This window comes from Paracoccus marinus (genome assembly GCF_007018965.1).
Classification (GTDB): domain Bacteria; phylum Pseudomonadota; class Alphaproteobacteria; order Rhodobacterales; family Rhodobacteraceae; genus Paracoccus; species Paracoccus marinus.
Genome location: NZ_VJYZ01000004.1, coordinates 43,753 through 65,700 on the forward strand (window position 1 = coordinate 43,753; position 21,948 = coordinate 65,700).

Sequence of the window (21,948 nt, forward strand, 5' to 3'; positions counted from 1 at the left end):
GCGATTGTCGCCCGGCCGATCGCCCGCGCGGTCGTCACGCCGATCTTCGCGGCGGCCGCCCTGGCGGTCATCGCGGCGATCGTTCTGGCGATCGTTCTGGCGGTCGTCTCGGCGCCCGTCACGGTTATCCCGGTTATCGCGGTCGCCACGCGCCTGCTGACCCGATTGCTGACCGTTCTGCTGACGGTCGTAGCCGTGATGGCCGTTCATCTGGCCGCCCTGCCCGGACCCCTGACCCTGACCCTGACCCTGACGGTCGTCGCGGTCGTCGCCGTAGTTCTGGCCCGGCTGCTGCTGGCGCTCGTTCTGTTCGCGCGTCGCCTCGGCCAGCATGCGGGTGTAATGCTCGGCGTGCTGGAAGAAGCTCTGCTCGGCCACGCGGTCGCCCGAAAGCTGGGCGTCGCGGGCGAGCGCGAGGTATTTCTCGATGATCTGCTGGGGGGTGCCGCGGACCTTGCCTTCGGGGCCGGAGCTGTCGAAGACGCGGTTGACGACATTGCCAAGCGTGCGCTGGCCGCGGGACTTGTTACGCGAACGGGATTTGGATGATCTCATCAGCTTTTTTTCGGTTGATTTCGTCCGAGCGGGCTTCAAGCGCGCGTCGATGGGTTCGAGTCAGGGCCGCAGCGTGCCGGGCTGGAACGGTGGCTCCAAAGCAGGCGTATTCGTGATTGGCGCACGAAGCGCGCCGGTCAAGCGAATGGTGTAAGGCTGACCCGTGCGGATTTCATTGACCCGTCACATGGGCGAATAAGCATGCAGCGGACGGACGCACAAGCGAAAACTCCGTGAATGCTGAAAATGGCGGTGACTTTCGGCGGTTTTCACCCGGCCCGACCCGTCACCACGCGGTCGCGCCCGTCAAGGTCGGGCAACACCCGCACCGACCCGAACCCCGCAGCCTCCATCAGCCCGGCGACCGCCGATGCTTGCGACGGCCCGATCTCGACCGCGAGCCAGCCGCCCGGCGTCAGATGCGCGGGCGCTCCCGCGGCGATGGCGCGATAGGCGGAAAGCCCGTCCCCCTCGTCCGTCAGCGCCGCGCGGGGTTCCCAGTCGCGGACCTCGGGCCCAAGCCCCGCCATCTCGTCGGCCGCGATATAGGGCGGGTTCGAAACGATCAGGTCGAACCGGCCCTCGACAGCCGCGAACCAGTCCGAGCGCAGGAAGGCCGCCGCGATCCCCAGTCGGTCGGCATTGCCGCGCGCGACCGCAAGCGCCGCATCGGACAGATCGGTGCCGGTGCCCCGCGCGCTCGGCCGGTCGCCCAGCAGCGACAGAAGGATTGCGCCGGTGCCGGTGCCAAGGTCAAGGACCGACCGCCACGGCAGGTCGAGCGCGGCCGCGACCAGCGTTTCGGTGTCGGGGCGGGGGTCCAGCGTGTCGCGGGTGACGGTGAAGCGGTGCTTCCAAAAGTCGCGCCAGCCGACGATCTGCGCGACCGGCTGGCGCGCCATCCGCGCGGCGATCGCCGCGTCCAGCGCGCGCAGTTCGGCGTCCGAAGCCTCGCGGTCCGACAGCCGCACCCGCTCGGGCGCGATCCCCAGCGCATGCGCGACAAGACGCCGCGCGTCGCTTTGCGGATCGGGGATGCCGGCGCGGGACAGCCTGTCGGCCACCTGAGCCAGCAGCGCGGCGGGCGTCACCCCTCGGCCTCGGCCAGCTTCGCGGCCTGGTCATGGGCGACGAGCGCGTCGATGATCTCGGCCAGGTCGCCCTGCATCACCCGGTCCAGCGAATAGAGCGTCAGGTTGATGCGGTGGTCGGTCACGCGCCCTTGGGGGAAGTTGTAGGTGCGGATGCGCTCGCTGCGGTCGCCGCTGCCGACCTGGCTGCGGCGGTCGGCGGAGCGTTCGGCATCGGCGCGCGCGCGTTCCATGTCGTAAAGCCGGGCGCGCAGCACGGCCATCGCGTTGGCGCGGTTCTGGTGCTGCGACTTTTCCGACGAGGTGACGATGATGCCGGTGGGCAGGTGGGTGATCCGCACCGCCGAGTCGGTGGTGTTGACGTGCTGCCCGCCGGCGCCCGACGCGCGCATGGTGTCGATGCGGATGTCGGCGGCGGGGATGTCGATATCGACCTCCTCTGCCTCGGGCAGGACGGCGACGGTCGCGGCGCTGGTGTGGATGCGGCCGCCGGATTCGGTTTCCGGCACCCGCTGCACCCGGTGGACGCCGGATTCGAACTTGAGGCGCGCGAACACCCCCTCGCCCTCGACCCGCACGGTCGCCTCGCGGACGCCGCCAAGCTCGGACAGGGCCAGTTCGAGGTTCTGGAACGTCCACCCCTGCGTTTCCGCGTGGCGCTGGTACATCCGCAACAGGTCGCCCGCGAACAGCGCCGCCTCGTCGCCGCCGGTGCCGGGGCGGATCTCGATGATGGCGGGGCGGGCGTCGGCCGCGTCACGCGGCAGAAGCGCCAGCCGCAGCGCCTGTTCCTGCCCCGGCAGCGCGCCGCGCAGGCGCGACAGCTCGTCCTCGGCCAGTTCGCGCATCTCGGGGTCGGCGAGCATCGCCTGCGCCTCGGCCAGCGCGTCCTGCGCCTCGGTGTAGGCGGCGATCTGGGCGACGACCGGCTTCAGCTCGGCATATTCACGGCTGATCCGCGCGATCTCGTCCGGCGCCGGGCCGGCATTCAGCCGCGCCTCGAGAAACTCGAACCGCTGGGTGATCTGGGACAGGCGCTCGACGGGCAGCATGGCTCGGCATTAGCCGCCGCCACCCTGCGCGGCAAGCCGCCGCGCGCCTGCGGCCGCAACGGAAATGCGCCGCCGCCTCAGCCCTTCGCCGCCTCGACCGAGATTTCCAGCCCGACCTCGTCGCCGATCGCCGGGGCAAAGGCGCCAAGACCGAAGTCCGACCGCTTCAGCGACCCGGTGATGTCGAACCCGGCCGATGGCTGGCCGGTCATCGGGTGCTTGCCCAGCCGCCGCAGCGTCACGTCGAGCGTCACGGGCGCCGTGACGTCGTTCAAAAGCAGGTCGCCCGTCACGCGGGCGGTGTCGGGGCCGGTCGGCTCGACGGCGGTCGAGGTGAAGGTGACGGCCGTCGCGGGCGCGGCGCCGTCGAACAGGTCGGGGCCGAACAGGTGCTCGTCGAGCTGGCGCGACACGGTCTGTATCGCCGACAGCGGAAACGCGATATCGACCTTGCTGTTCGCGGGCGCGGCCGGGTCCAGCGTGATCGTGCCCGAAACGCCCCGGATGGTGCCGCGGCTGGTGGACGATCCCAGGTGGTCGTAGCTGAACACGATGGCGCTGTGTTCCTGGTCCAGGACATAGTCGCCGGCGGGGGCTTCGGGGTCGATAGCCGGGGCGGCAGGGGCGGCAGGGGCGGCAGTGGCGGCAGGGGGCGCATCCGCCGCCGGAGCGGACGCGTCAGCCGCAGGCGCCCCGGCGGGCGGCGCCGCGTCCTGGGCAAGCGCCGGCGCGGCGAGCGCGGACAGTAAGACGAAGGCGGACGCAAGGCGCATTGCTGGGCCATCCCCTGCTGGATCGGTCTGACATCCCGACGCTAGCCGCGCGCCCACCGGCAGGCAAGGCCATGCCCCGCGGCCCCGCGGCCCCCGGCCCGCGAGTGCCCCGACTCAGGCCCCGACCCGCGAATCGCCTTGCGCGGCGGGCGCGCGCCTGTATAAGACCGCATCCTTCCGCAACGATGCGAAACCGGCGCAGCCTCTCGTGGCGGGGCGCGGAAGGGATTTCCCGCCTATGAAGCGCGCCCGAGACGAAAGGGATAGCATGCCGCTTTACGAGCATGTGCTGATCGCCCGCCAGGACCTGTCGAACACGCAGGCCGAAGGGCTGGTCGAACATTTCTCCACCGTGCTGACCGACAACGGCGGCACCGTGAAGGATAGCGAATACTGGGGCGTGCGGACGCTCGCCTACAAGATCAACAAGAACCGCAAGGGCCACTACGCCCTGCTGCGCACCGACGCGCCCTCGGCCGCCGTGCAGGAGATGGAGCGTCTGGCCCGTCTGCACGACGACGTCATGCGCGTGCTGACCATCAAGGTCGACGAGCACCAGGAAGGCCCCTCGGTCCAGATGCAGCGCCGCGACGACCGCGACGGGCGTGACGGCCGCGACCGGGGCCCCCGCGGTGATCGTGGTGGTGACCGTGGTGATCGCGGCGACCGTGGTGACCGCGGCGGCGACCGTGGTGATCGTGGTGGCGACCGGGGTGATCGTCCGCGCTTCGACCGCGACGATCGTAGTGGCGACCGTGGCGGCGAACGCCGCGAAGACCGCAGCTGAGCGCAGGGAGACACACACCAATGGCGACCAAACCGTTTTTCCGCCGCCGGAAAGTCGATCCGTTCGGGGGCGACAACGCACCCGCGATCGACTACAAGGACACCCGCCTGCTGCAGCGCTACATCAGCGAACGCGGCAAGATCGTCCCGTCCCGCATCACCGCAGTTTCCGCGAAGAACCAGCGCAAGCTGGCGCAGGCGATCAAGCGCGCCCGCTTCCTCGCCCTGCTGCCCTACGCCGTGAAGTAAGGAGAGACCGATGCAAGTCATCCTGCTGGAACGTGTGGCCAAGCTTGGCCAGATGGGCGAAGTCGTGAAGGTCAAAGAAGGCTTCGCCCGCAACTACCTTCTGCCCCAGGGCAAGGCCATGCGCGCCAACGACGCCAACATCGCGGCGTTCGAGGCCCGCAAGTCCGAGCTTGCGACCCGCAACGACGAGACCCGGACCGAAGCGCAGGCGATCGCCGAGCGCCTGGACGGCGCGACCTTCGTCATCATCCGCTCGGCGTCCGACGCCGGCGCGCTGTATGGCTCGGTCACGCCGCGCGACGTGGCCGAGGCCGCGACCGCCGAGGGTTATGCCGTCGAGCGTCGCCAGGTCGTGCTGACCGCGCCGATCAAGGATCTGGGCCTGCACACGGTCAACGTGCACCTGCACCCCGAAGTGGACGCGCAGATCACGCTGAACGTGGCCCGTTCGGCCGAGGAAGCCGAGCTTCAGGCTTCGGGCAAGTCGATCCAGGACCTGGCCGCCGAGGAAGACGCCGCCGCCGAGTTCGAGATCGCCGAGCTGTTCGACGACCTGGGTTCTGCCGGCCGCGACGACGACGAGGGCCCCGCGCCCTCGCGCGACAGCGACCTCTGATCCGATACGCACCGCAACGACGGGCCGCGCCGCACTGGCGCGGCCCTTTTCGTTTGCGGGCGGCGGTGCCGTGGCGACGCGTTGACGGGGTGGGAACGAAGGCGCGGGGCACGGGTTGATCCGCGATACCAGCCCCCTGGAAAGGACCACGCCATGGCCACCGACCCCCGCATCCTGTCCTCTGCCGTCAAGACCGAGATGACGGACGACAAGTCCGGCGACACCTCTCTCAACGTCGAACGGGATCTCGCGGTCCTTGGATCGGACACGCCGGTGACCGACCACGAGACCGACCTGTCGATTCCCCCGTCGCAGAACGAAGGCGAGGATGGCAGCGCCCGCCCGCGCAACACCGTCGGCGGCGGCGACAGCCGTCACGGCGCGGCCGGGAACCCCGACGCGAAACGGGACGACCGCTGAGGCAGTCGGGCGGAGAGGGGGACGGGCGGACGGGCCGGGCCGTGACGCCCGCACCGCCCCTCGCCCGAACCCTGCCGGAACCCGCGCCCAAAGGCGCGTCCCGACCCGGCCGGGCGGGAACATTCCCCGCCCCTGCCGGGTTTCGCCCCCGGAACACCGCGCGAGCGCACAACTTTCCCTGTGCGCGTCGAAACAGGAAAGAACACGCCCATGTCCGACTGGCCCAACGACAATCCCGACCGCACGTCCGGCGCAGCGACCGGCCCAACCACGGGCGCGGCGACGGGTGACGGCCGCCCCGACCACCAGCGCCTTGGCGCGCCGGTCGACCGGGCGCAGGAAACCTACCGCCCCTCGCCCTACGCGGCGCAGCGCACGCTGCCGCACGGCGACGTGTCGCGCGACGGCATGTCGGCCGAGCCTTACTCGTCGCTGACGACGCGCCTGCTGCTTTGGGGCGGCGCGGCGGTCGCGGCGGCGGCGGTCACCGCAGGCGGTGTACTGGCGGTCCGCAAGGTCGCCGATCTGGTGAGCGGCGGCGACGACGAACCCGACCGCGATGCCGACCGGGCGGAGGACCGGGCACGCAACAGCTACTATGCCACCTCGCGCGGGCAGGGATCGCGCGGCGACCGCCCGCTTGCCCCGCGCTTCGCCGACATGTCCGAACAGGAACGCGACCGCATGCGCGCGCGCCAGCGCGCCCGCGAGGCCGAAATGGACGCCCATTCCCGCGCCGTCCGGGCCAGTGCTATCCGGGACGGCGCCGGGCGCAGCCGCGACGAAGATGACGAGCGGCGGAATCGCGGCCACGAACGCCCCCGCCGCGACGACGACTACCGCCCCTCGCGGCCCCGCCCGCGCGCACCCCGCAAGCTGGGCCTGCTGCAAGAGGTCGAGCAGACCGCCGCCCGTCTGACCGGCGGCGCGGAAAGCCTGATCGGGTCGATCTCGGCGGCGATGGCCGGGTTCAAGCAGGTCGCGGGGCAGGCCGACGACGTGCTGCGCCAGTTCCACAGCACCGCCGACCAGATCCGCGGCTTCATCGACACCGCCGGTCCGATCGTCGGGTCGGCGCGCGGGTCGGCGCGCGGGCAAGGTGGCGACCATCGTCCCGGCGCACGCAGCGGCCCGGCCGACGACGTGCGCGACGCCAACGCCTATCGCCGTGCATCGCGCCGCGACATGGTCGACCTGCGCGACGACGCGGCCGCACCCAAGCCCCGCGCGAACGCCGACGGCGACAGCTTCGGCGACCATCCCGCCGATGAGGCGCGCACCCACCGCCTTTGAGCGACCACGCACCCCGCCGCCATCGCGGCGCGGCCACGACCTTCTTGCCCCCGCGCAGTCTCGCGCGGGGGTTCTGCCCTGAAAGGACGCCTTGGATGCCCGCCCCCCGACCCGCGCACCCCCCCGCGCCCGGCGTGATCGACGCCCTGTTCGGCAAACTGCCCGAAGGTTGGAGGGAACGGCACGGCACCCCGCCCGCGTCGGAAGCTGTCACCGGCCCGGATCGGCGCGCCCCGGCCCAAAGCGACAGCACCTCCGACAGTACAGACAGCAAGGCCAGCGCGCCCGACACACCCGGCAGACCGCCGCGCCGCCCGGGCGACCCTGCCTCGCCCTGGCACATGCGGCGGTCAAGCTGGTTCAAGGTCCTGCGCCGGACCGCGGTCGAAAGCGCCAACGACCGCGTGACCTCGGTCGCGGGCGGCGTGTCCTATTTCGGGCTGCTGTCGCTGTTTCCAGCGATCACCGCGCTGGTGTCGATCTACGGCTGGGTCGCGGACGAGAACACGATCGTCGACAGCATCGTCCTGCTGAACCGCATCCTGCCCGAAAGCGCGGTCGAACTGATCGCGGGCCAGATCGCGGCCATCGTGCAGGCGCCCGGATCGGCGCTGACGCTGGCGGGGATCGTCAGCATCCTGTTCGCGCTGTGGACCGCGAACGGCGGCATGAAGGCGATGATCAGCGCCCTGAACGTCGCCTGGTTCGAGACCGAAAAGCGCGGCATCATCGCGCTGAACCTGCTGTCGCTGACGCTGACGATCGGAGCAATCATCCTCATCATCCTGATGATCGCGACGGTGACCGTGCTGCCCGCCGTCGTGGGCTTCGTCACGCACGAGGGATCGCTTACCGGAACGCTGGTCAACGTGGTGCGCTGGCCGATCCTGTTCGGCGTGCTGCTGATGGCTCTCGCGGTGCTTTACCGTTTCGGGCCCAGCAAGAACGACCCGAACTGGCAGTGGATCTCGCCCGGGGCGCTGCTGGCGGCGGTCGGACTGATCCTCGGCTCGCTCCTGTTTTCGTGGTACGCGGCGAACTTCGGCAACTACAACGAAACCTACGGCTCGCTCAGCGCCGCGATCGTGCTGATGGTGTGGCTGTGGCTGTCGGCCGTGGTGGTGCTGGTCGGGGCCGAGCTGAACTCGGAAGTCGAGCGGCAGATCAAGATCGAGAACGGCGTTCAGCCGCAAGACGAGAAGAACCTGCAAAAGCAGATCGACTCGCATGAGGCTGCAAAGCGGTAAGGGAGCAATGAAAAGGGCCGCCCCAAGGGGACGGCCCGTGTTCCGCGCCAAGGGCCCGGATCAGATCTCGTCGAGTTTCTCGACCGCCTGCTCAAGCTCTTCCTTGGTGACGTCGCGGTCGGTGACGTTGGCCTGCTCGAAAATGTAGTCCACGACCTTGTCCTCGAAGATCGGGGCGCGCAGTTGCTGCTGGGCCTGCGGGTTCTGCTGGATGAACTCGAAGAACGCCTTTTCCTGGCCGGGGAACTGGCGGGCCTGCTGCAGCACCGCCTGGGTCATTTCCTGGTCCGAGATGGTCACGTCGTTCTTCTGGCCGATCTCGGCCAGCAGCAGGCCAAGGCGCACGCGGCGCTCGGCGAGCGTGCGGTGTTCGTCCGTCGCCTCGATATGGCCGTGGTCGTGGCCGTGATCGTCGGGATGTTCCTCGTGGTAAAGCTGGTGCGCGATCTGCGCGGCCTCGGCATCCACCAGCGACGACGGCAGGTCGAACTTCACGCGCTCGTCCAGCTGGTCCAGCAGCGCGCGCTTCATGATCGCGCGGCTCGCGCCCTTGTATTCGGCTTCCAGCCGGTCGCGGATCTGGCCTTTCAGCGCGTCCAGGCTGTCGGCGCCGAAGCGCTTGGCCAGCTCGTCGTCAAGCTCGGCCGCCTTCGGCGACTTGACCGAATGGACGGTCGTCTCGAACAGCGCGTCCTTGCCCTTGAGGTTCGGGGCGCCGTAGTTTTCCGGGAAGGTCACGTTGACCTTGACCGCGTCGCCCGCCTTCGCGCCGACCAACTGTTCCTCGAAGCCGGGGATGAAGCTGCCGCTGCCGAGAACGAGCGGATAGGCCTGCGCCTCGCCGCCCTCGAACGCCTCGCCGTCGACGAAACCCTTGAAGTCGATCGTGACCTGATCGCCGTTGGCCGCCGCTTCGCCTTCGGCCTTGTCGTCGAAGGACTGCGCATTCTTGGCCAGGTTTTCCAGCGCCTCGGTCACGGCCGCATCCTCGGCGCGCACGGTCAGGCGTTCCAGCGTCAGGCCGCTCAGGTCGGCCGCCGGAATCTCGGGCAGGTTCTCGTAGCTGATGTTGACGACCACGTCGTCGCCTTCCTTCCAGCTTTCGCCGCCTTCCATCTCGACCTTCGGCTGCATCGCCGGACGGGCCTTGGTGTCGTCCAGATGGGTGCGGATCGCATCGTCGATCGACTTCTGCATCGCATCACCCAGGACGCGGGGGCCGTACTGCTTTTTCAGCAGCGCCATCGGCACCTTGCCCTTGCGGAAGCCCTTCATCTCGACGTTCGGCTGCGCCTCGGCCAGCTGGCGGTCAACCTCGGCCGCCAGATCGGCGGCGGGCAGCGTGAACTGGTAGCCGCGCTTGAGACCTTCGTTCAGGGTTTCCTTGACCTGCATCTTCCATCCTTTGTTCATCCTGGTGCGGGTGGAGGGACTTGAACCCCCACGCCTTGCGGCGCCAGAACCTAAATCTGGTGCGTCTACCAGTTTCGCCACACCCGCAATGCAAAGCCGGGCGGGCCACGGCCCGCCGGCAAATCCGGGGCGTTCTAGCAAAGCCGGGCGGGGCGTGCGAGGGGATTCTTTCGCCCCTACAGGTCGCGGAACACCGCCGGCAAAAGGTCGGGCAGGTCCTCGGCGATCAGCCCCCGCCCGAACCGCCTTGCCGCCTCCGCGTGCAGCCAGACGGCTTTCCGGGGCGACGTCCAGGCCCGCCCGCCCCGCGCGATGAGCCCGGCGATCATCCCGGCCAGCACGTCGCCGCTGCCGGCGGTCGCGAGCCACGGGATGCCGGGGATCGCCGGCGTCCGGGGGTCGGTGCCGCTGGCAAGGACATGCGCGGTGCCGCCGCCGGAAATCACCGTGACCGGCCCCTTTAGCACCACGGTCGCGTTGCAGCGCCGCCCGGCTTCCCGCGCCGCCTCGATCACCGAGGGGTGGTCGGCCAGATCAGGGAACAGCCGCGCGAACTCGCCGCCATGCGGGGTCAGGACGACGTTCTGGTTCAGTTGCGCGAACAGCGCAGCGGAATCGTCCGCGAACGCGGTCAGCGCGTCCGCGTCCAGCACGCAGGCCCGCCCGCTTGCCAGCGCGACCGGCACCAGTTCGCGCGCCCGCTCGAGCCCGAGCCCCGGGCCAAGCACCAGCACGTTGATCCGCGCGTCCGTCAGCAGCGCCCGCAGGTCGTCCGCCCCGTCCACCGTCCGCAGCATGATCGCGTCCAGCCGCGCCGCGTTCTCGGTCAGCGCGTCCGAAGGGCAGGCAACGGTGACGAGCCCCGCCCCCACCCGCAGCGCCCCCCGCGCCGCCAGCCGCGCAGCCCCGCCCCTGCCCGGCCCGCCCGCCAGCACGAGGACGTGGCCGTGGTCGTACTTGTTGGGCGCCTCGCCAGGCCTCAGCACGGGGTCGAAATCCGACGGCACGGGGATCGTGAAGGTCTTGCCCCATGCCAGCGCCGCGATCCCCAGCTCTGCGACCACGACCTTGCCACACAGGGTCGGCCCGGACGCCAGCAGATGCCCGGGCCGCAGCGCGTCGAAGGTCACGGTCAGGTCGAACTCGAGCACGATGCGTTCGCGCCCGGTGGCGAACATCACCCGCCCGGTGTCGAGGTTCAGCCCCGAGGGCGCGTCGATCGACACCCGGTAGCTCAGCGCATAGGGCGCGCGGTCGTCGATCGTGACCAGCGCCTCGGACAGATCGTCGGGCATCGGCCGGTCCAGCCCGCCGCCGAACAGCGCATCGACCAGCAGCGCGGGCGGGGGCCGGTCCCAGTCGGGCTGATGGTCCAGCAGGGGCGCGACCCGGCCGCCCGCCGCGACCCAGGCCCGGTGCGCCTGCGCGGCGGGGTCCGGCAGCGCGCCGGGGTCGCCATAGGCCACGACGGTCACGTCCAGCCCCGCCTCCGCCAGCAGCCGCGCCACGACATAACCATCGCCGCCGTTGTTTCCCGGGCCGCAGAGGACCAGCGCCGTCTGCCCGGCGGAAGGGATGTCAGGACGCTCACGCCGCACCGCCGCCACGACGCCGCGCCCCGCCCGCTCCATCAGTTCGGCCGGATCGATGCCCGACCCGGATTCGCGTTCTCGCATTTCGGCGACTGACAGGATGGGTCTGGCGGAACGCGGGTCGTGCATGATCACTGTGCATCCTGACCAAATTATAGGCATACTACGTCAAGCAGGGAAAACCTTGGCCACCATGTTCCGGGGCTGGCGTTTACCCTGCCCCGCGAAAACGGCACCACGATGACAACGCAACCGCCACGCAACCCGACCCCGGAGCCCGCGATGAAAAAGATCGAAGCGATCATCAAGCCGTTCAAGCTGGACGACGTGAAGGAGGCTCTGCAGGAGGTCGGCGTGCAGGGCCTGTCGGTGATCGAGGTCAAGGGCTTCGGCCGCCAGAAGGGCCACACCGAACTGTATCGCGGCGCCGAATACGTCGTCGATTTCCTGCCCAAGGTGAAGATCGAGATGGTGCTGCCCGACGACCAGGTGGATGCTGCGGTCGAGGCGATCATCGCCGCCGCCCGCACCGACAAGATCGGCGACGGCAAGATCTTCGTGCTGCCGGTCGAGCAGGCGATCCGCATCCGCACCGGCGAGACGGGCGACGACGCCGTCTGATCGCCGTAGGGCTTAACGAAATATCAGGTACTGGCCGGTAGAACACCGGCCTGATGGAAGGAGAGACCATGACGGTCAACGAGGTTCTGGATCTGCTGAAGTCGGAAGACGTCGCCTATGTCGATGTCCGCTTCACCGATCCGAAAGGCAAGCTGCAGCACGTGACGCTGGACGTCGACCTGATCGACGACGACTTCTTCGAGGAAGGCTTCATGTTCGATGGATCAAGCATCGCCGGGTGGAAGTCGATCGACCAGTCCGACATGAAGCTGATGCCCGATCCGACCTCGGCCTACATGGACCCGTTCTACGCCGAAAAGACGCTGTGCGTGCACTGCAACGTGGTCGAGCCCGACACCGGCGAGCCCTATGACCGCGACCCGCGCGGCACCGCGACCAAGGCCGAGGCGTACCTGAAATCGACCGGCATCGGCGACGCGTTCTACTGCGGCCCGGAAGCCGAGTTCTTCGTCTTCGACGACGTGCGCTATTCCGTCTCGCCCCAGAAGGTCAGCTTCCAGATCGACAGCGTCGATGCGGCCTGGAACACCGACACCGAATACGAGATGGGCAACACCGGCCACCGCGCGGCCCACAAGGGCGGCTATTTTCCGGTGAACCCGATCGACGCGGGCCAGGACCTGCGCGGCGAGATGCTGACTACCATGAAGCGCATGGGGATGCGGACCGACAAGCACCACCACGAGGTGGCGTCGGGCCAGCACGAGCTGGGGCTGATCTTCGGCGGGCTGGTCGAGCAGGCCGACAACATCCAGAAATACAAGTACGTGATCCACAACGTGGCCCACGCCTACGGCAAGTCGGCGACCTTCATGCCGAAGCCGATGAAGGGCGACAACGGCTCGGGCATGCACGTCAACATGTCGATCTGGAAGGACGGCAAGCCCCTGTTCGCGGGCGACAAATACGCCGATCTCAGCCAGGAGGCGCTGTATTTCATCGGCGGCATCCTGAAGCACGCCAAGGCGCTGAACGCCATCACCAACCCCTCGACCAACAGCTACAAGCGGCTGATCCCGGGGTTCGAGGCGCCGGTGCTGCGGGCCTATTCGGCGCGCAACCGCTCGGGCTGCGTCCGCATCCCGTGGACCGAGTCGCCGAAAGCCAAGCGCGTCGAGGCCCGCTTCCCCGACCCGGCGGCGAACCCCTATCTGGCGTTCGCGGCGCTGCTGATGGCCGGGCTCGACGGCATCCGCAACAAGATCGACCCCGGCCCCGCCTCGGACAAGGATCTTTACGACCTGCCGCCCGAAGAACTGGCCGAGATCCCGACCGTCTGCGGTTCGTTGCGCGAGGCGCTGGAGGAGCTGGAGAAGGACATGGACTTCCTCCTGCAGGGCGACGTGTTCACCCGCGACCAGCTGCAAAGCTACATCCGGCTGAAGTGGGACGAGGTGTACGCCTTTGAACACACCCCGCACCCGATCGAGTACGCGATGTATTACAGCTGCTGAGGCCGCCGTCACACAACCCGACGGAAGCGCCCCTCGCGGGCGCTTCCATCATCTTCGGCGCCAGCCTGATGCCGTCTCAGCGCAGGGCCGCGCCCGCGATCCGGCGATCGACGCGGTTCGCGAAGGATGCCGCCCGCCCGGCGCTCACGGTCTCGGCGCCGTAAAGCACGATCCAGTCCAGCTTCGCCGCCGGCGCGCAAGGCCCGACGATCGCCCGTTTCAGGACCCGCCGCAGCGGCCGGCCCATCACCAGCCGGTCGATCCACCACGGCGCGCCCATCGTCGTGACCGCGATCACGCGCTGCAGGCGCTGCAATCGCGGGATCATGCGGCCAAGATCCGGCGCGTGGTCGAACGCCACGCCGGGACGCCAGACGCGATCGAACCATCCCTTGAGAATGGCGGGAAACCCGAACCACCAGGTCGGAAAGACGAGGATCAGCACGTCAGCCTCGGCCAGCCGCGCCGCCAAGGGGTCGCCCGTCGCCGCAGCGGGCGGGCCGTAGTAGCCGGCCCGCTCGCCCGCGGTCAGGACGGGGTCGAACCGTTCGGCATGAAGATCCAGCCGGTCCACGACCCAGCCTCGCGCCTCGGCCGCAGCCTGTGCCCGGTCGGTCAGCCAGCTGCACAGGCTTCGGTCCAGCGGATGGGCAAGGACGATCAGGCAGCGCGTCATGAAATCCCCCGTGGTCGGTCCCGCGCGATTACGTCCGTCAAAGCCCCCTGCCGCAAGAAGGCACCGCAAGCGCCCTCGCACGACGCACCGGTTGCTCCCCTGCCCGCCCCGGCCTAAACGACCCCCGACCCACCCCGCAGCCCGAGGCCCGCCATGATCCCCCGCTATTCCCGCCCCGAGATGGTGGCCATCTGGTCGCCCGAGACGAAGTTCCGCATCTGGTACGAGATCGAGGCGCATGCCTGCGACGCGCAGGCCGACCTTGGCGTGATCCCGCGCGAGAATGCCGAAACGGTGTGGAAGGCGCGCGACGTCGAGTTCGACGTGGCCCGCATCGACGAGATCGAGGCGGTGACCAAGCACGACGTGATCGCCTTTCTCACCCACTTGGCCGAGCATGTCGGCAGCGACCAGGCCCGCTTCGTCCACCAGGGCATGACCTCGTCGGACGTGCTGGACACCACGCTGAACATCCAGCTGGTCCGCGCCGCCGACATCCTGCTGGGCGACATGGACCGCCTGCTCGACGCGCTGAAACGCCGCGCCTACGAGCACAAGGACACCGTGCGGATCGGCCGCAGCCACGGCATCCACGCCGAACCCACCACGATGGGCCTGACCTTCGCCCGCTTCTACGCCGAGATGGCGCGCAACCGCCGCCGGCTGGACGCCGCGCGCGAGGAAGTCGCGACCGGCGCGATATCGGGCGCGGTCGGCACCTTCGCCAACATCGACCCCGCGGTCGAGGCGCATGTCTGCGACAAGCTGGGCCTGCGCCCCGAGCCGATCAGCACCCAGGTCATCCCCCGCGACCGCCACGCGATGTTCTTCGCCACGCTGGGCGTCATCGCCAGCTCGATCGAGAACGTCGCGATCGAGATCCGCCACATGCAGCGCACCGAGGTGCTTGAGGCCGAGGAGTTCTTCAGCCCCGGCCAGAAGGGGTCCAGCGCCATGCCCCACAAGCGCAACCCGGTGCTGACGGAAAACCTGACCGGGCTTGCCCGGCTGGTCCGCATGGCGGTGGTCCCCGCGATGGAAAACGTGGCGCTGTGGCACGAGCGCGACATCAGCCATTCCTCGGTCGAACGCGGGATCGGCCCGGACGCGACGGTCACGCTGGACTTCGCGCTGAACCGCCTTGCCGGGGTGATCGACAAGCTGGTGATCTATCCCGACAACATGCTGAAGAACATGAACAAGTTTCGCGGCCTCGTGATGTCGCAGCGGGTGCTGCTGGCGCTAACGCAGGCAGGCGTCAGCCGCGAGGACGCCTATCGGCTGGTCCAGCGCAACGCGATGAAGGTCTGGGAACAGGGCGCGGACTTCAAGACCGAGCTGCTGGCCGACGCCGAGGTGACGGCCGCGCTGTCGCCCTCCGAGATCGAGGACAAGTTCGATCTTGGCTATCACACCAAGCACGTGGACACGATCTTCGCCCGCGTCTTCGGCCCCGAGGGGGACCGCTAACCCGTTCTTAATCCGGCCCTGCCATGGTCGCCCGGGACAGGGAATCGGGCGCGGGTCGATGATGATGAACACAATGGCCGCAGGGATGGGGCCGGGGGTGGCCGCGGGCATGGCCGCGGGGGTGGCGGTGCCGGTCGGCGTCGCGGCGGCGCTGACCTCGCGCCAGAAGGCGGCGGTGATCGTGCGGCTGATGCTGGCCGAGGGGGCGGATCTCAAGCTGTCGTCGCTGCCGGTCGAGGCGCAGGCCCGGCTGGCGCAGGACATGGCATCGATGGACCTGATCGACCGCGACACGCGCGACGCCGTGGTCGACGAGTTCTGCGACCGGCTGGAAGCGGTGGGGCTGGCCTTTCCCGGCACCATCGACGGCGCGCTCGACATCCTGGGCGCGCATCTGTCCCATGACACCACGAGCCGCCTGCGCCGGATGGCGGCGCTGTCGGGCGCATCCGACCCGTGGGATCGGATCGCCTCGCTGCCCGCGCCGCAGCTGGCCGACCTCGCCCGCGCCGAAGCGATCGAGATCGCGGCGGTGATGTTCCAGCGCCTGCCGGTCGCCCGCGCGGCCGAGGTGTTCGGCCTGCTCGATCCCGAACTCAGCCGCCGGATCGCCTATGCGATGTCGATGACCGGCGCGATCGAGGCGCCCGCACTGCGCCGGATCGGCCTTGCGATGATGCGGACGATGGACGCCCTGCCCCAGCCCGCGATCGACCAGGCGCCGGTGGAACGCGTGGGCGCGATCCTGAACCATTCGCCCTCGGCCACCCGCGACACGGTGCTGGCGGGGCTCGACCAGGACGACGCCGCCTTTGCGGGCGAGGTGCGGCGCGCGATCTTCACCTGGGCCAACATCCCGCGCCGGATCGACCCGCGCGACGTGCCGCGGATCATGCGCGCGGCCGAGGCGGGGGCCGTCACCAAGGCGATGGCGGGTTCGCACGGCGAGAACGCGGCGACGGTGGAGTTTCTGCTTGCCGGGCTGTCGTCGCGCATGGCCGAGACGATGCGCGAGGAGATCGGGACGGCGGGCAAGGTCGCGGCCAAGGATGCCGAAGAGGCGATGAACGAGGTGGTGGCCGCGATCCGCAGGATGGAGGCGGATGGCGAGCTGTTCCTGATCGCCCCCGAAGCCGACGATGACGACGCGGGAGGCGCGGCGGGGGGTGCAGACGACGCGAAGCCGGCGGCGGCGTGACGGTGGCAGGCGGCCTTGATGCGTCAGCCGGTCCCCGCGCCGACAGGCGAAGCGGCGCGACGTGGCGCCCATCGGCTCAGGCGTGCGATCCCGCCCTTGCCCGACAGGGGCGCCTTGGATATCCGCGAGCGGTAAGGGAAGACACGCGCGCTGCTGGGCTTCGCGCTCACGCGCAACAGACAAAGGCGACCGGAGGACGGGCCGATGACCAACTCGATCACCGTGGCGCTGGTGGTGCTGATCGCGGGCATTTTCCTTCTGGACGCGACCGTGCTGCACATGAACCTGCCCCTGCAGGCCGCGCGCGGCTTCGCGCAGTTCGTCGAGTGGCTGAGCTTCTGGCGCTGACGCCGCATCCGCGGACAAGCCCCACCCCGTCGCGCAGGCCGATCACCCCCACCGCCCCGCCGCAACCCCGGACACGAGACCGTTTGCCGGCCGGTAGCGCTCACAGAATTGCAGTCGCCGCTGCTTTCCGGCAAGGAACGGGCGAGTTTCAAGCGGGAGTATGAAGATGGCTGTCAAGGTTGCAATCAACGGCTTCGGCCGGATCGGGCGGAACGTGCTGCGCGGGATCATCGAGTCCGGCCGCACCGACATCGAGGTGGTCGCGATCAACGATCTCGGCCCGGTGGAAACCAACGCCCACCTGCTGCGCTACGATTCGGTCCACGGCCGCTTCCCGGGCACCGTGACGACCACCGGCGACAGTATCGACGCGGGCCGCGGCCCGATCCGCGTCACGTCCGAGCGCGACCCGGCCGCCCTGCCCTGGCAGGACGTGGACGTGGCGCTGGAATGCACCGGCATCTTCACCGAAGGCGCGAAGGCCGCCATCCATCTCAAGAACGGGTCCAAACGGGTCCTCGTCTCGGCCCCCGTCTCGGGCGAGTGGAGCACCGACCGCGCGCTCAAGACCATCGTCTACGGCGTGAACCACGACACCCTGGAAGCCGAGGATCACGTCGTCTCGAACGCGTCCTGCACGACGAACTGCCTTGCCCCGGTCGCGCATGTCCTGCACCAGGCCGTGGGCATCAGCCGCGGCTTCATGACCACGATCCACAGCTACACCGGCGACCAGCCGACGCTGGACACGATGCACAAGGACCTGTACCGCGCCCGCGCCGCGGCGCTGTCGATGATCCCGACCTCGACCGGCGCGGCCAAGGCGGTGGGGCTGGTGCTGCCCGACCTCAAGGGCAAGCTCGACGGCGTGTCGATCCGCGTTCCCACGCCGAACGTCTCGGTCGTGGACCTGGTGTTCGAGGCCGCGCGCGACACCTCGGTCGAGGAAATCAACGACGCGATCCGCTCGGCCGCCGACGGCAAGCTCAAGAGCATCCTCGGCTATACCGACGAAAAGCTCGTCTCGTCGGACTTCAACCACGATCCGCATTCGTCGGTGTTCCACATGGACCAGACCAAGGTCATGGAAAGCCGCATGGTCCGCATCCTGTCGTGGTACGACAACGAATGGGGCTTCTCGAACCGCATGGCCGACACCGCCGTCGCCATCGGCAAGCTGATCTGACCGGACACCCGGTCGCAGGACGACGAAAGGCCCGGCATCGCGCCGGGCCTTTTTCATGGGCCCTGCCCGCGCCTCAGACGGCGCGGTAAAGCCGCAGCGCGTTCGCGCGGGTCCGCCGTCCATAGGGTTTCAGCGCCGCCGCCATGATCTGGTCGGGCCGCGCGCCGCGCGCGACCTGGGCCAGCGCCGCGCCGATCGATTCGGTCGCGGCGTCCCCTTTTTCGGTCACCATGCGCGCGTTCTCGGCCGCGGCGTGGGGCATCAGCCCCATCATCCCGGCCACGCGCATCCCCATCACGAATTGCGATTCCATCCCCATGCGGGCCATGTCGGCCCACAGTCGCAGGCCGAACATCGGGTCGAAAGCTGCGTTCGTCATCGTTCATCCTTTCGCCACGGGCGCAATCGACGATAATCATGCTGCAGCGCAGCAATTCCAACCACCGCCGGGTGAAATGCCGTTACGTCCGGCGTCACGTCCGATCCCGTCTTGGTGAACGCGCCGCTTGCGACTATAGACCCGTCGCATGAACGAAAAGCTTACGCTCCGCCGTCCCGACGACTGGCACCTGCACCTGCGCGACGGCGCGATGCTGGCGGCCGTTGCGCCCGCGTCCGCCCGGCTGGGCCGCGCGATCATCATGCCGAACCTGGTCCCGCCGGTGGTGACCGGCGCCGATGCCGCAGCCTACCGCGACCGCATCCGCGCGGCGCTGCCCGCGGGTGCCACGCTGACGCCGCTGATGACGCTGTACCTGACCGAGGCGACCGATCCCGCCGATGTCGTGGCCGCGCACCGCGCCGGCATCATCGCGGCGGTCAAGCTGTATCCCGCCGGGGCCACCACGAACTCCGCCAGCGGGGTGCGCGATTTCGACCGCGTGCGCCCGGTACTGGACGCAATGGCCGAGGCGGGCATTCCGCTCTGCGTCCACGGCGAGGTCACCGACCCCGGGATCGACATCTTCGACCGCGAGGCGGTCTTCATCGACCGCGTTCTGGACCCGGTGCGCCGGGCGACGCCGGGGCTGCGCGTCATCATGGAGCACGTGACCACCAGCGACGGCGTCGATTACGTCAGCGGCAACGACGGCATCGGCGCCACGATCACGACCCACCACCTCGTCATCAACCGCAACCACCTGCTGGTCGGCGGGATCCGGCCGCATTACTACTGCCTGCCGGTCGCCAAGCGCGAAAGCCACCGCCTTGCGCTGCGGCGGGCGGCCACCAGCGGCGATCCGCGCTTCTTTTCCGGCACCGACAGCGCCCCGCACCCCGACCGCGCCAAGGAAAGCGCCTGCGGCTGCGCGGGCTGCTTCACCGCGCCGAACTGGCTGCCGATCGTCGCGCAGGTGTTCCAGGACGAGGGCGCGCTGGACCGGCTGGAAGGCTTCGTCAGCCTGAACGGCGCCGCCTTCTACGGCCTGCCGCCGGCCGAGGGCCGGATCACGCTCACCCGCCGCGACCAACCCGTGAGCGCGCCCACCCACATCACCGCCGGCGACGAAACCGTCACCGTCTTCGAGCCCGGCTTTCCGATCCACTGGCATGTCGAGGACGACGCATGACGCTTCCCTTCCCCCCGGCCGAGGAAATCGCCCGCCTGACCGCCCGGATGCTGCTGGAGATCGGGGCCGTCCACTTCAACGCGGCCGAACCCTACACCTACGCCTCGGGCCTGAAGGGGCCGACCTATATCGACTGCCGCAAGCTTATCTCGTACCCGCGCATCCGGGGCACGCTGATGGATTTCCTTGCCGCCACCGTCATGCGGGACGCAGGATTCGAGGCGTTCGACAACGTCGCGGGCGGCGAGACGGCGGGCATCCCCTTCGCCGCCTTCATGGCCGAACGGATGGGCCTGCCGATGACCTATGTCCGCAAGAAGCCCAAGGGCTACGGCCGCAACGCCCGGATCGAGGGCGCGATGACCGAAGGCCAGCGGGTGCTGCTGGTCGAGGATCTGACGACGGACGGCGGCAGCAAGCTGAGCTTCGTGGACGCGATCCGCGACACGGGCGCCACCTGCGCCGACACGGCGGTGGTGTTTTACTACGGCATCTTCCCCGACACGATCCAGCGCCTGGCCGACCACGGCGTCCGGCTGCATCATCTCTGCACCTGGTGGGACGTGCTGGCCGAGGCGCGCGCGCAGGGCAGCTTCGACGACGCGACGCTGGCCGAGGTGGAGCTGTTCCTGACCGACCCCCGCGCCTGGCAGGCGGCGCATCCCTGAACCCCGCCTCACACCTGACCGCCTGACCACGGCATCGGCGGCGGCTGGCGCATCGCGGGTTATCCACAGCTTATCCAGATGGACCCCGCCCCCGCCCGCGTGAGATAGTCGCCGCCAGACCAGAATCGGACCCGTGCCCATGACCGAGCTTCGCGCGCTCGCCCCCCGCCCCGCCCTGCAGGCGGCGCAGGGTGACGATGCCGACACGCCTTCCATCCCGTTCTCGATCGAGGCGGAGCAGCAGCTTCTGGGCGCGCTCCTGACCAACAACGACGTGTTCGATTCGATCACCCGGATCATCAAGGCCGAGCATTTCTTCGACCCGGTCCACCGCCGCATCTACGAACTTTGCGCCGAGCGCATCACCCGGAACGCGCTGGCGAGCCCGGTGACGATCAAGGCGTTCATGGAACAGGACGCGGGGCTGAAGGAACTGGGCGGGCCACCCTATCTCGCGCGGCTCGCAGGCGCGGCGGTGTCGTCCTATGCCGCGCGCGATTACGCGCAGATGATCCGCGAATTCGCGCTGCGCCGCGAACTGATCGGGCTGGGCAACGACATCTCGGCCCGCGCGGCCACCGTCGCCGTGCACGAGAACGCCGAGGACCAGATCAAGGCGGCCGAGCAGACGCTGTACAAGCTGGCCGAACAGGGCGTGGCCGAACGCGGCTTCCAGTCGTTCCTGCAGGCGGTGACCGGCGCGCTTCACACCGCGAACGCGGCGTTCCAGCGCGGCGGCAAGCTGTCGGGGATCTCGACCGGGCTCAAGGACCTCGACCAGAAGATGGGCGGGCTCAACAACTCGGACCTCATCATCCTGGCCGGGCGCCCGTCGATGGGAAAGACCTCGCTTGCCACCAACATCGCCTTCAACATCGCCCGCGCCCACCGCATGGGCGAACTGCCCGATGGCACCCACGGCACCGTGGACGGTGGCGTCGTCGGCTTCTTCTCGCTCGAGATGTCGGCCGAGCAGCTGGCCGCGCGGATCCTGTCGGAAGCGTCCGAAGTGCCCAGCGAACTGATCCGCCGCGGCGACATGACGGAAGAGGAGTTCCGCCGCTTCGTCACCGCCGCCCACGACCTGCAGAACTGCCCGCTGTATATCGACGACACGCCCGCGCTGCCGATCAACCAGCTTGCCGCCCGGGCAAGGAAGCTGAAGCGGACGCGGGGGCTGGACCTGCTGATCGTGGACTACCTGCAGCTTCTGCGCGCCGCGTCCGCCAAGGACAGCCGCGTGAACGAGGTGTCGGAAATCACCCAGGGGCTGAAGGCCGTCGCTAAGGAGCTCAACATCCCGGTCATCGCCCTGTCGCAGCTGTCGCGCCAGGTCGAAAGCCGCGAGGACAAGCGCCCGCAGCTGTCCGACCTGCGCGAATCCGGCTCGATCGAACAGGACGCCGACATCGTGATGTTCGTGTTCCGCGAGGAATACTACAAGGAACGCGAAAAGCCCGCCGACCACGAGCTGGACAAGATGGCCGCCTGGCAGCAGGTCATGGAAGCCTGCCACGGCAAGGCCGAGGTGATCCTGGGCAAGCAGCGACACGGCCCGATCGGGACGGTCGAGCTGAGCTTCGAGGGGCGCTTCACCCGCTTCGGCAACCTGGAAACCCACCACACCCAGGGTTGGGGCTGATCCGCG

The 21,948-nt window shown here is 69.2% G+C and carries 22 protein-coding genes, 1 tRNA gene and 1 pseudogene; 15 read left to right on the forward strand and 9 right to left on the reverse strand.

The window, feature by feature from the left end:
- Positions 1–302: 302 nt before the first annotated feature.
- From FNF32_RS15515 to FNF32_RS00930, 4 genes and pseudogenes are all read right to left on the reverse strand, one after another.
- Positions 303–555 (reverse strand): annotated as a pseudogene (locus FNF32_RS15515) (DUF4167 domain-containing protein); the annotation flags it as partial.
- Positions 556–824: 269 nt separating this feature from the next.
- The gene (prmC, locus tag FNF32_RS00920; RefSeq protein ID WP_131672819.1) at positions 825–1,646 is read right to left on the reverse strand and encodes a peptide chain release factor N(5)-glutamine methyltransferase; all 822 of its coding nucleotides are present in this window, start codon (positions 1,644–1,646) and stop codon (positions 825–827) included.
- The gene (gene prfA / locus FNF32_RS00925) at positions 1,643–2,698 is read right to left on the reverse strand and encodes a peptide chain release factor 1 (protein ID WP_131672818.1); all 1,056 of its coding nucleotides are present in this window, start codon (positions 2,696–2,698) and stop codon (positions 1,643–1,645) included. The genes prmC and prfA overlap by 4 nt, the downstream gene beginning before the upstream one ends.
- A gap of 77 nt (positions 2,699–2,775) precedes the next feature.
- Positions 2,776–3,471, reverse strand: coding sequence for a YceI family protein (locus FNF32_RS00930; RefSeq protein ID WP_131672817.1), 696 nt, complete (start codon positions 3,469–3,471; stop codon positions 2,776–2,778).
- Positions 3,472–3,739: 268 nt separating this feature from the next.
- Between FNF32_RS00930 and rpsF the strand changes: the two genes are divergently transcribed.
- From rpsF to FNF32_RS00960, 6 genes are all read left to right on the forward strand, one after another.
- On the forward strand, positions 3,740–4,258 hold the full coding sequence (rpsF, locus tag FNF32_RS00935) for a 30S ribosomal protein S6 (protein ID WP_131672852.1): 519 nt from the start codon (positions 3,740–3,742) through the stop codon (positions 4,256–4,258).
- Between the two features lie 20 nt (positions 4,259–4,278).
- The gene (gene rpsR / locus FNF32_RS00940; RefSeq protein ID WP_073060981.1) at positions 4,279–4,506 is read left to right on the forward strand and encodes a 30S ribosomal protein S18; all 228 of its coding nucleotides are present in this window, start codon (positions 4,279–4,281) and stop codon (positions 4,504–4,506) included.
- Positions 4,507–4,516: 10 nt separating this feature from the next.
- A complete protein-coding gene (gene rplI / locus FNF32_RS00945) occupies positions 4,517–5,122 on the forward strand; it encodes a 50S ribosomal protein L9 (protein ID WP_131672816.1) in 606 nt (201 codons plus the stop codon).
- 153 nt (positions 5,123–5,275) lie between these two features.
- Positions 5,276–5,542 carry a hypothetical protein gene (locus FNF32_RS00950; protein ID WP_131672815.1) on the forward strand — a complete coding sequence of 89 codons (267 nt, stop codon included), beginning with the start codon at positions 5,276–5,278 and terminating at the stop codon, positions 5,540–5,542.
- Positions 5,543–5,752: 210 nt separating this feature from the next.
- A complete protein-coding gene (locus tag FNF32_RS00955; protein WP_131672814.1) occupies positions 5,753–6,835 on the forward strand; it encodes a hypothetical protein in 1,083 nt (360 codons plus the stop codon).
- 95 nt (positions 6,836–6,930) lie between these two features.
- Positions 6,931–8,082, forward strand: coding sequence for a YihY/virulence factor BrkB family protein (locus FNF32_RS00960; RefSeq protein WP_131672813.1), 1,152 nt, complete (start codon positions 6,931–6,933; stop codon positions 8,080–8,082).
- Between the two features lie 60 nt (positions 8,083–8,142).
- Here FNF32_RS00960 and tig read toward each other — a convergent pair whose 3' ends face one another.
- The 3 genes from tig to FNF32_RS00975 form a co-directional block, all read right to left on the reverse strand.
- Positions 8,143–9,477 (reverse strand): trigger factor, encoded by a 1,335-nt coding sequence (tig, locus tag FNF32_RS00965; protein ID WP_131672812.1) that lies wholly within the window; start codon positions 9,475–9,477, stop codon positions 8,143–8,145.
- A gap of 20 nt (positions 9,478–9,497) precedes the next feature.
- A tRNA-Leu gene (locus FNF32_RS00970) sits at positions 9,498–9,582 on the reverse strand.
- Positions 9,583–9,671: 89 nt separating this feature from the next.
- Complete coding sequence (locus FNF32_RS00975; RefSeq protein WP_246087622.1) at positions 9,672–11,171, reverse strand: NAD(P)H-hydrate dehydratase; 1,500 nt, start codon at positions 11,169–11,171, stop codon at positions 9,672–9,674.
- Between the two features lie 198 nt (positions 11,172–11,369).
- On the opposite strand from FNF32_RS00975, the gene FNF32_RS00980 reads away from it, so the two are divergent.
- Positions 11,370–11,708: a P-II family nitrogen regulator gene (locus FNF32_RS00980; protein WP_131672811.1), complete on the forward strand. Its 339-nt coding sequence runs from the start codon at positions 11,370–11,372 to the stop codon at positions 11,706–11,708.
- A gap of 68 nt (positions 11,709–11,776) precedes the next feature.
- On the forward strand, positions 11,777–13,183 hold the full coding sequence (glnA, locus tag FNF32_RS00985) for a type I glutamate--ammonia ligase (RefSeq protein ID WP_131672810.1): 1,407 nt from the start codon (positions 11,777–11,779) through the stop codon (positions 13,181–13,183).
- A gap of 76 nt (positions 13,184–13,259) precedes the next feature.
- Here the strand turns inward: glnA and FNF32_RS00990 are convergent, their stop codons facing one another.
- Entirely contained in the window at positions 13,260–13,859 is a 600-nt protein-coding gene (locus tag FNF32_RS00990; protein WP_131672809.1) for an NAD(P)H-dependent oxidoreductase, read from the reverse strand.
- Positions 13,860–14,012: 153 nt separating this feature from the next.
- On the opposite strand from FNF32_RS00990, the gene purB reads away from it, so the two are divergent.
- From purB to gap, 4 genes are all read left to right on the forward strand, one after another.
- On the forward strand, positions 14,013–15,329 hold the full coding sequence (gene purB, locus FNF32_RS00995) for an adenylosuccinate lyase (protein ID WP_131672808.1): 1,317 nt from the start codon (positions 14,013–14,015) through the stop codon (positions 15,327–15,329).
- Positions 15,330–15,387: 58 nt separating this feature from the next.
- Positions 15,388–16,527, forward strand: coding sequence for a FliG C-terminal domain-containing protein (locus tag FNF32_RS01000; RefSeq protein ID WP_342778006.1), 1,140 nt, complete (start codon positions 15,388–15,390; stop codon positions 16,525–16,527).
- Positions 16,528–16,731: 204 nt separating this feature from the next.
- A complete protein-coding gene (locus FNF32_RS15220; RefSeq protein WP_185961810.1) occupies positions 16,732–16,875 on the forward strand; it encodes a hypothetical protein in 144 nt (47 codons plus the stop codon).
- 166 nt (positions 16,876–17,041) lie between these two features.
- Positions 17,042–18,061 (forward strand): type I glyceraldehyde-3-phosphate dehydrogenase, encoded by a 1,020-nt coding sequence (gene gap / locus FNF32_RS01005; protein ID WP_131672807.1) that lies wholly within the window; start codon positions 17,042–17,044, stop codon positions 18,059–18,061.
- Between the two features lie 73 nt (positions 18,062–18,134).
- On the opposite strand, the gene FNF32_RS01010 is transcribed toward gap, so the two are convergent.
- The gene (locus FNF32_RS01010) at positions 18,135–18,440 is read right to left on the reverse strand and encodes an antibiotic ABC transporter (RefSeq protein WP_131672806.1); all 306 of its coding nucleotides are present in this window, start codon (positions 18,438–18,440) and stop codon (positions 18,135–18,137) included.
- A gap of 148 nt (positions 18,441–18,588) precedes the next feature.
- Here FNF32_RS01010 and pyrC point away from each other — a divergent pair, with 148 nt between their 5' ends.
- The 3 genes from pyrC to FNF32_RS01025 all read left to right on the forward strand — a co-directional run bounded on the left by pyrC (position 18,589) and on the right by FNF32_RS01025 (position 21,942).
- Positions 18,589–19,632 (forward strand): dihydroorotase, encoded by a 1,044-nt coding sequence (gene pyrC / locus FNF32_RS01015; RefSeq protein WP_131672805.1) that lies wholly within the window; start codon positions 18,589–18,591, stop codon positions 19,630–19,632.
- Positions 19,629–20,300 carry an orotate phosphoribosyltransferase gene (locus tag FNF32_RS01020; RefSeq protein ID WP_131672804.1) on the forward strand — a complete coding sequence of 224 codons (672 nt, stop codon included), beginning with the start codon at positions 19,629–19,631 and terminating at the stop codon, positions 20,298–20,300. The genes pyrC and FNF32_RS01020 overlap by 4 nt, the downstream gene beginning before the upstream one ends.
- A 139-nt stretch (positions 20,301–20,439) precedes the next feature.
- Entirely contained in the window at positions 20,440–21,942 is a 1,503-nt protein-coding gene (locus FNF32_RS01025; protein ID WP_131672803.1) for a replicative DNA helicase, read from the forward strand.
- Positions 21,943–21,948 lie beyond the last annotated feature (6 nt).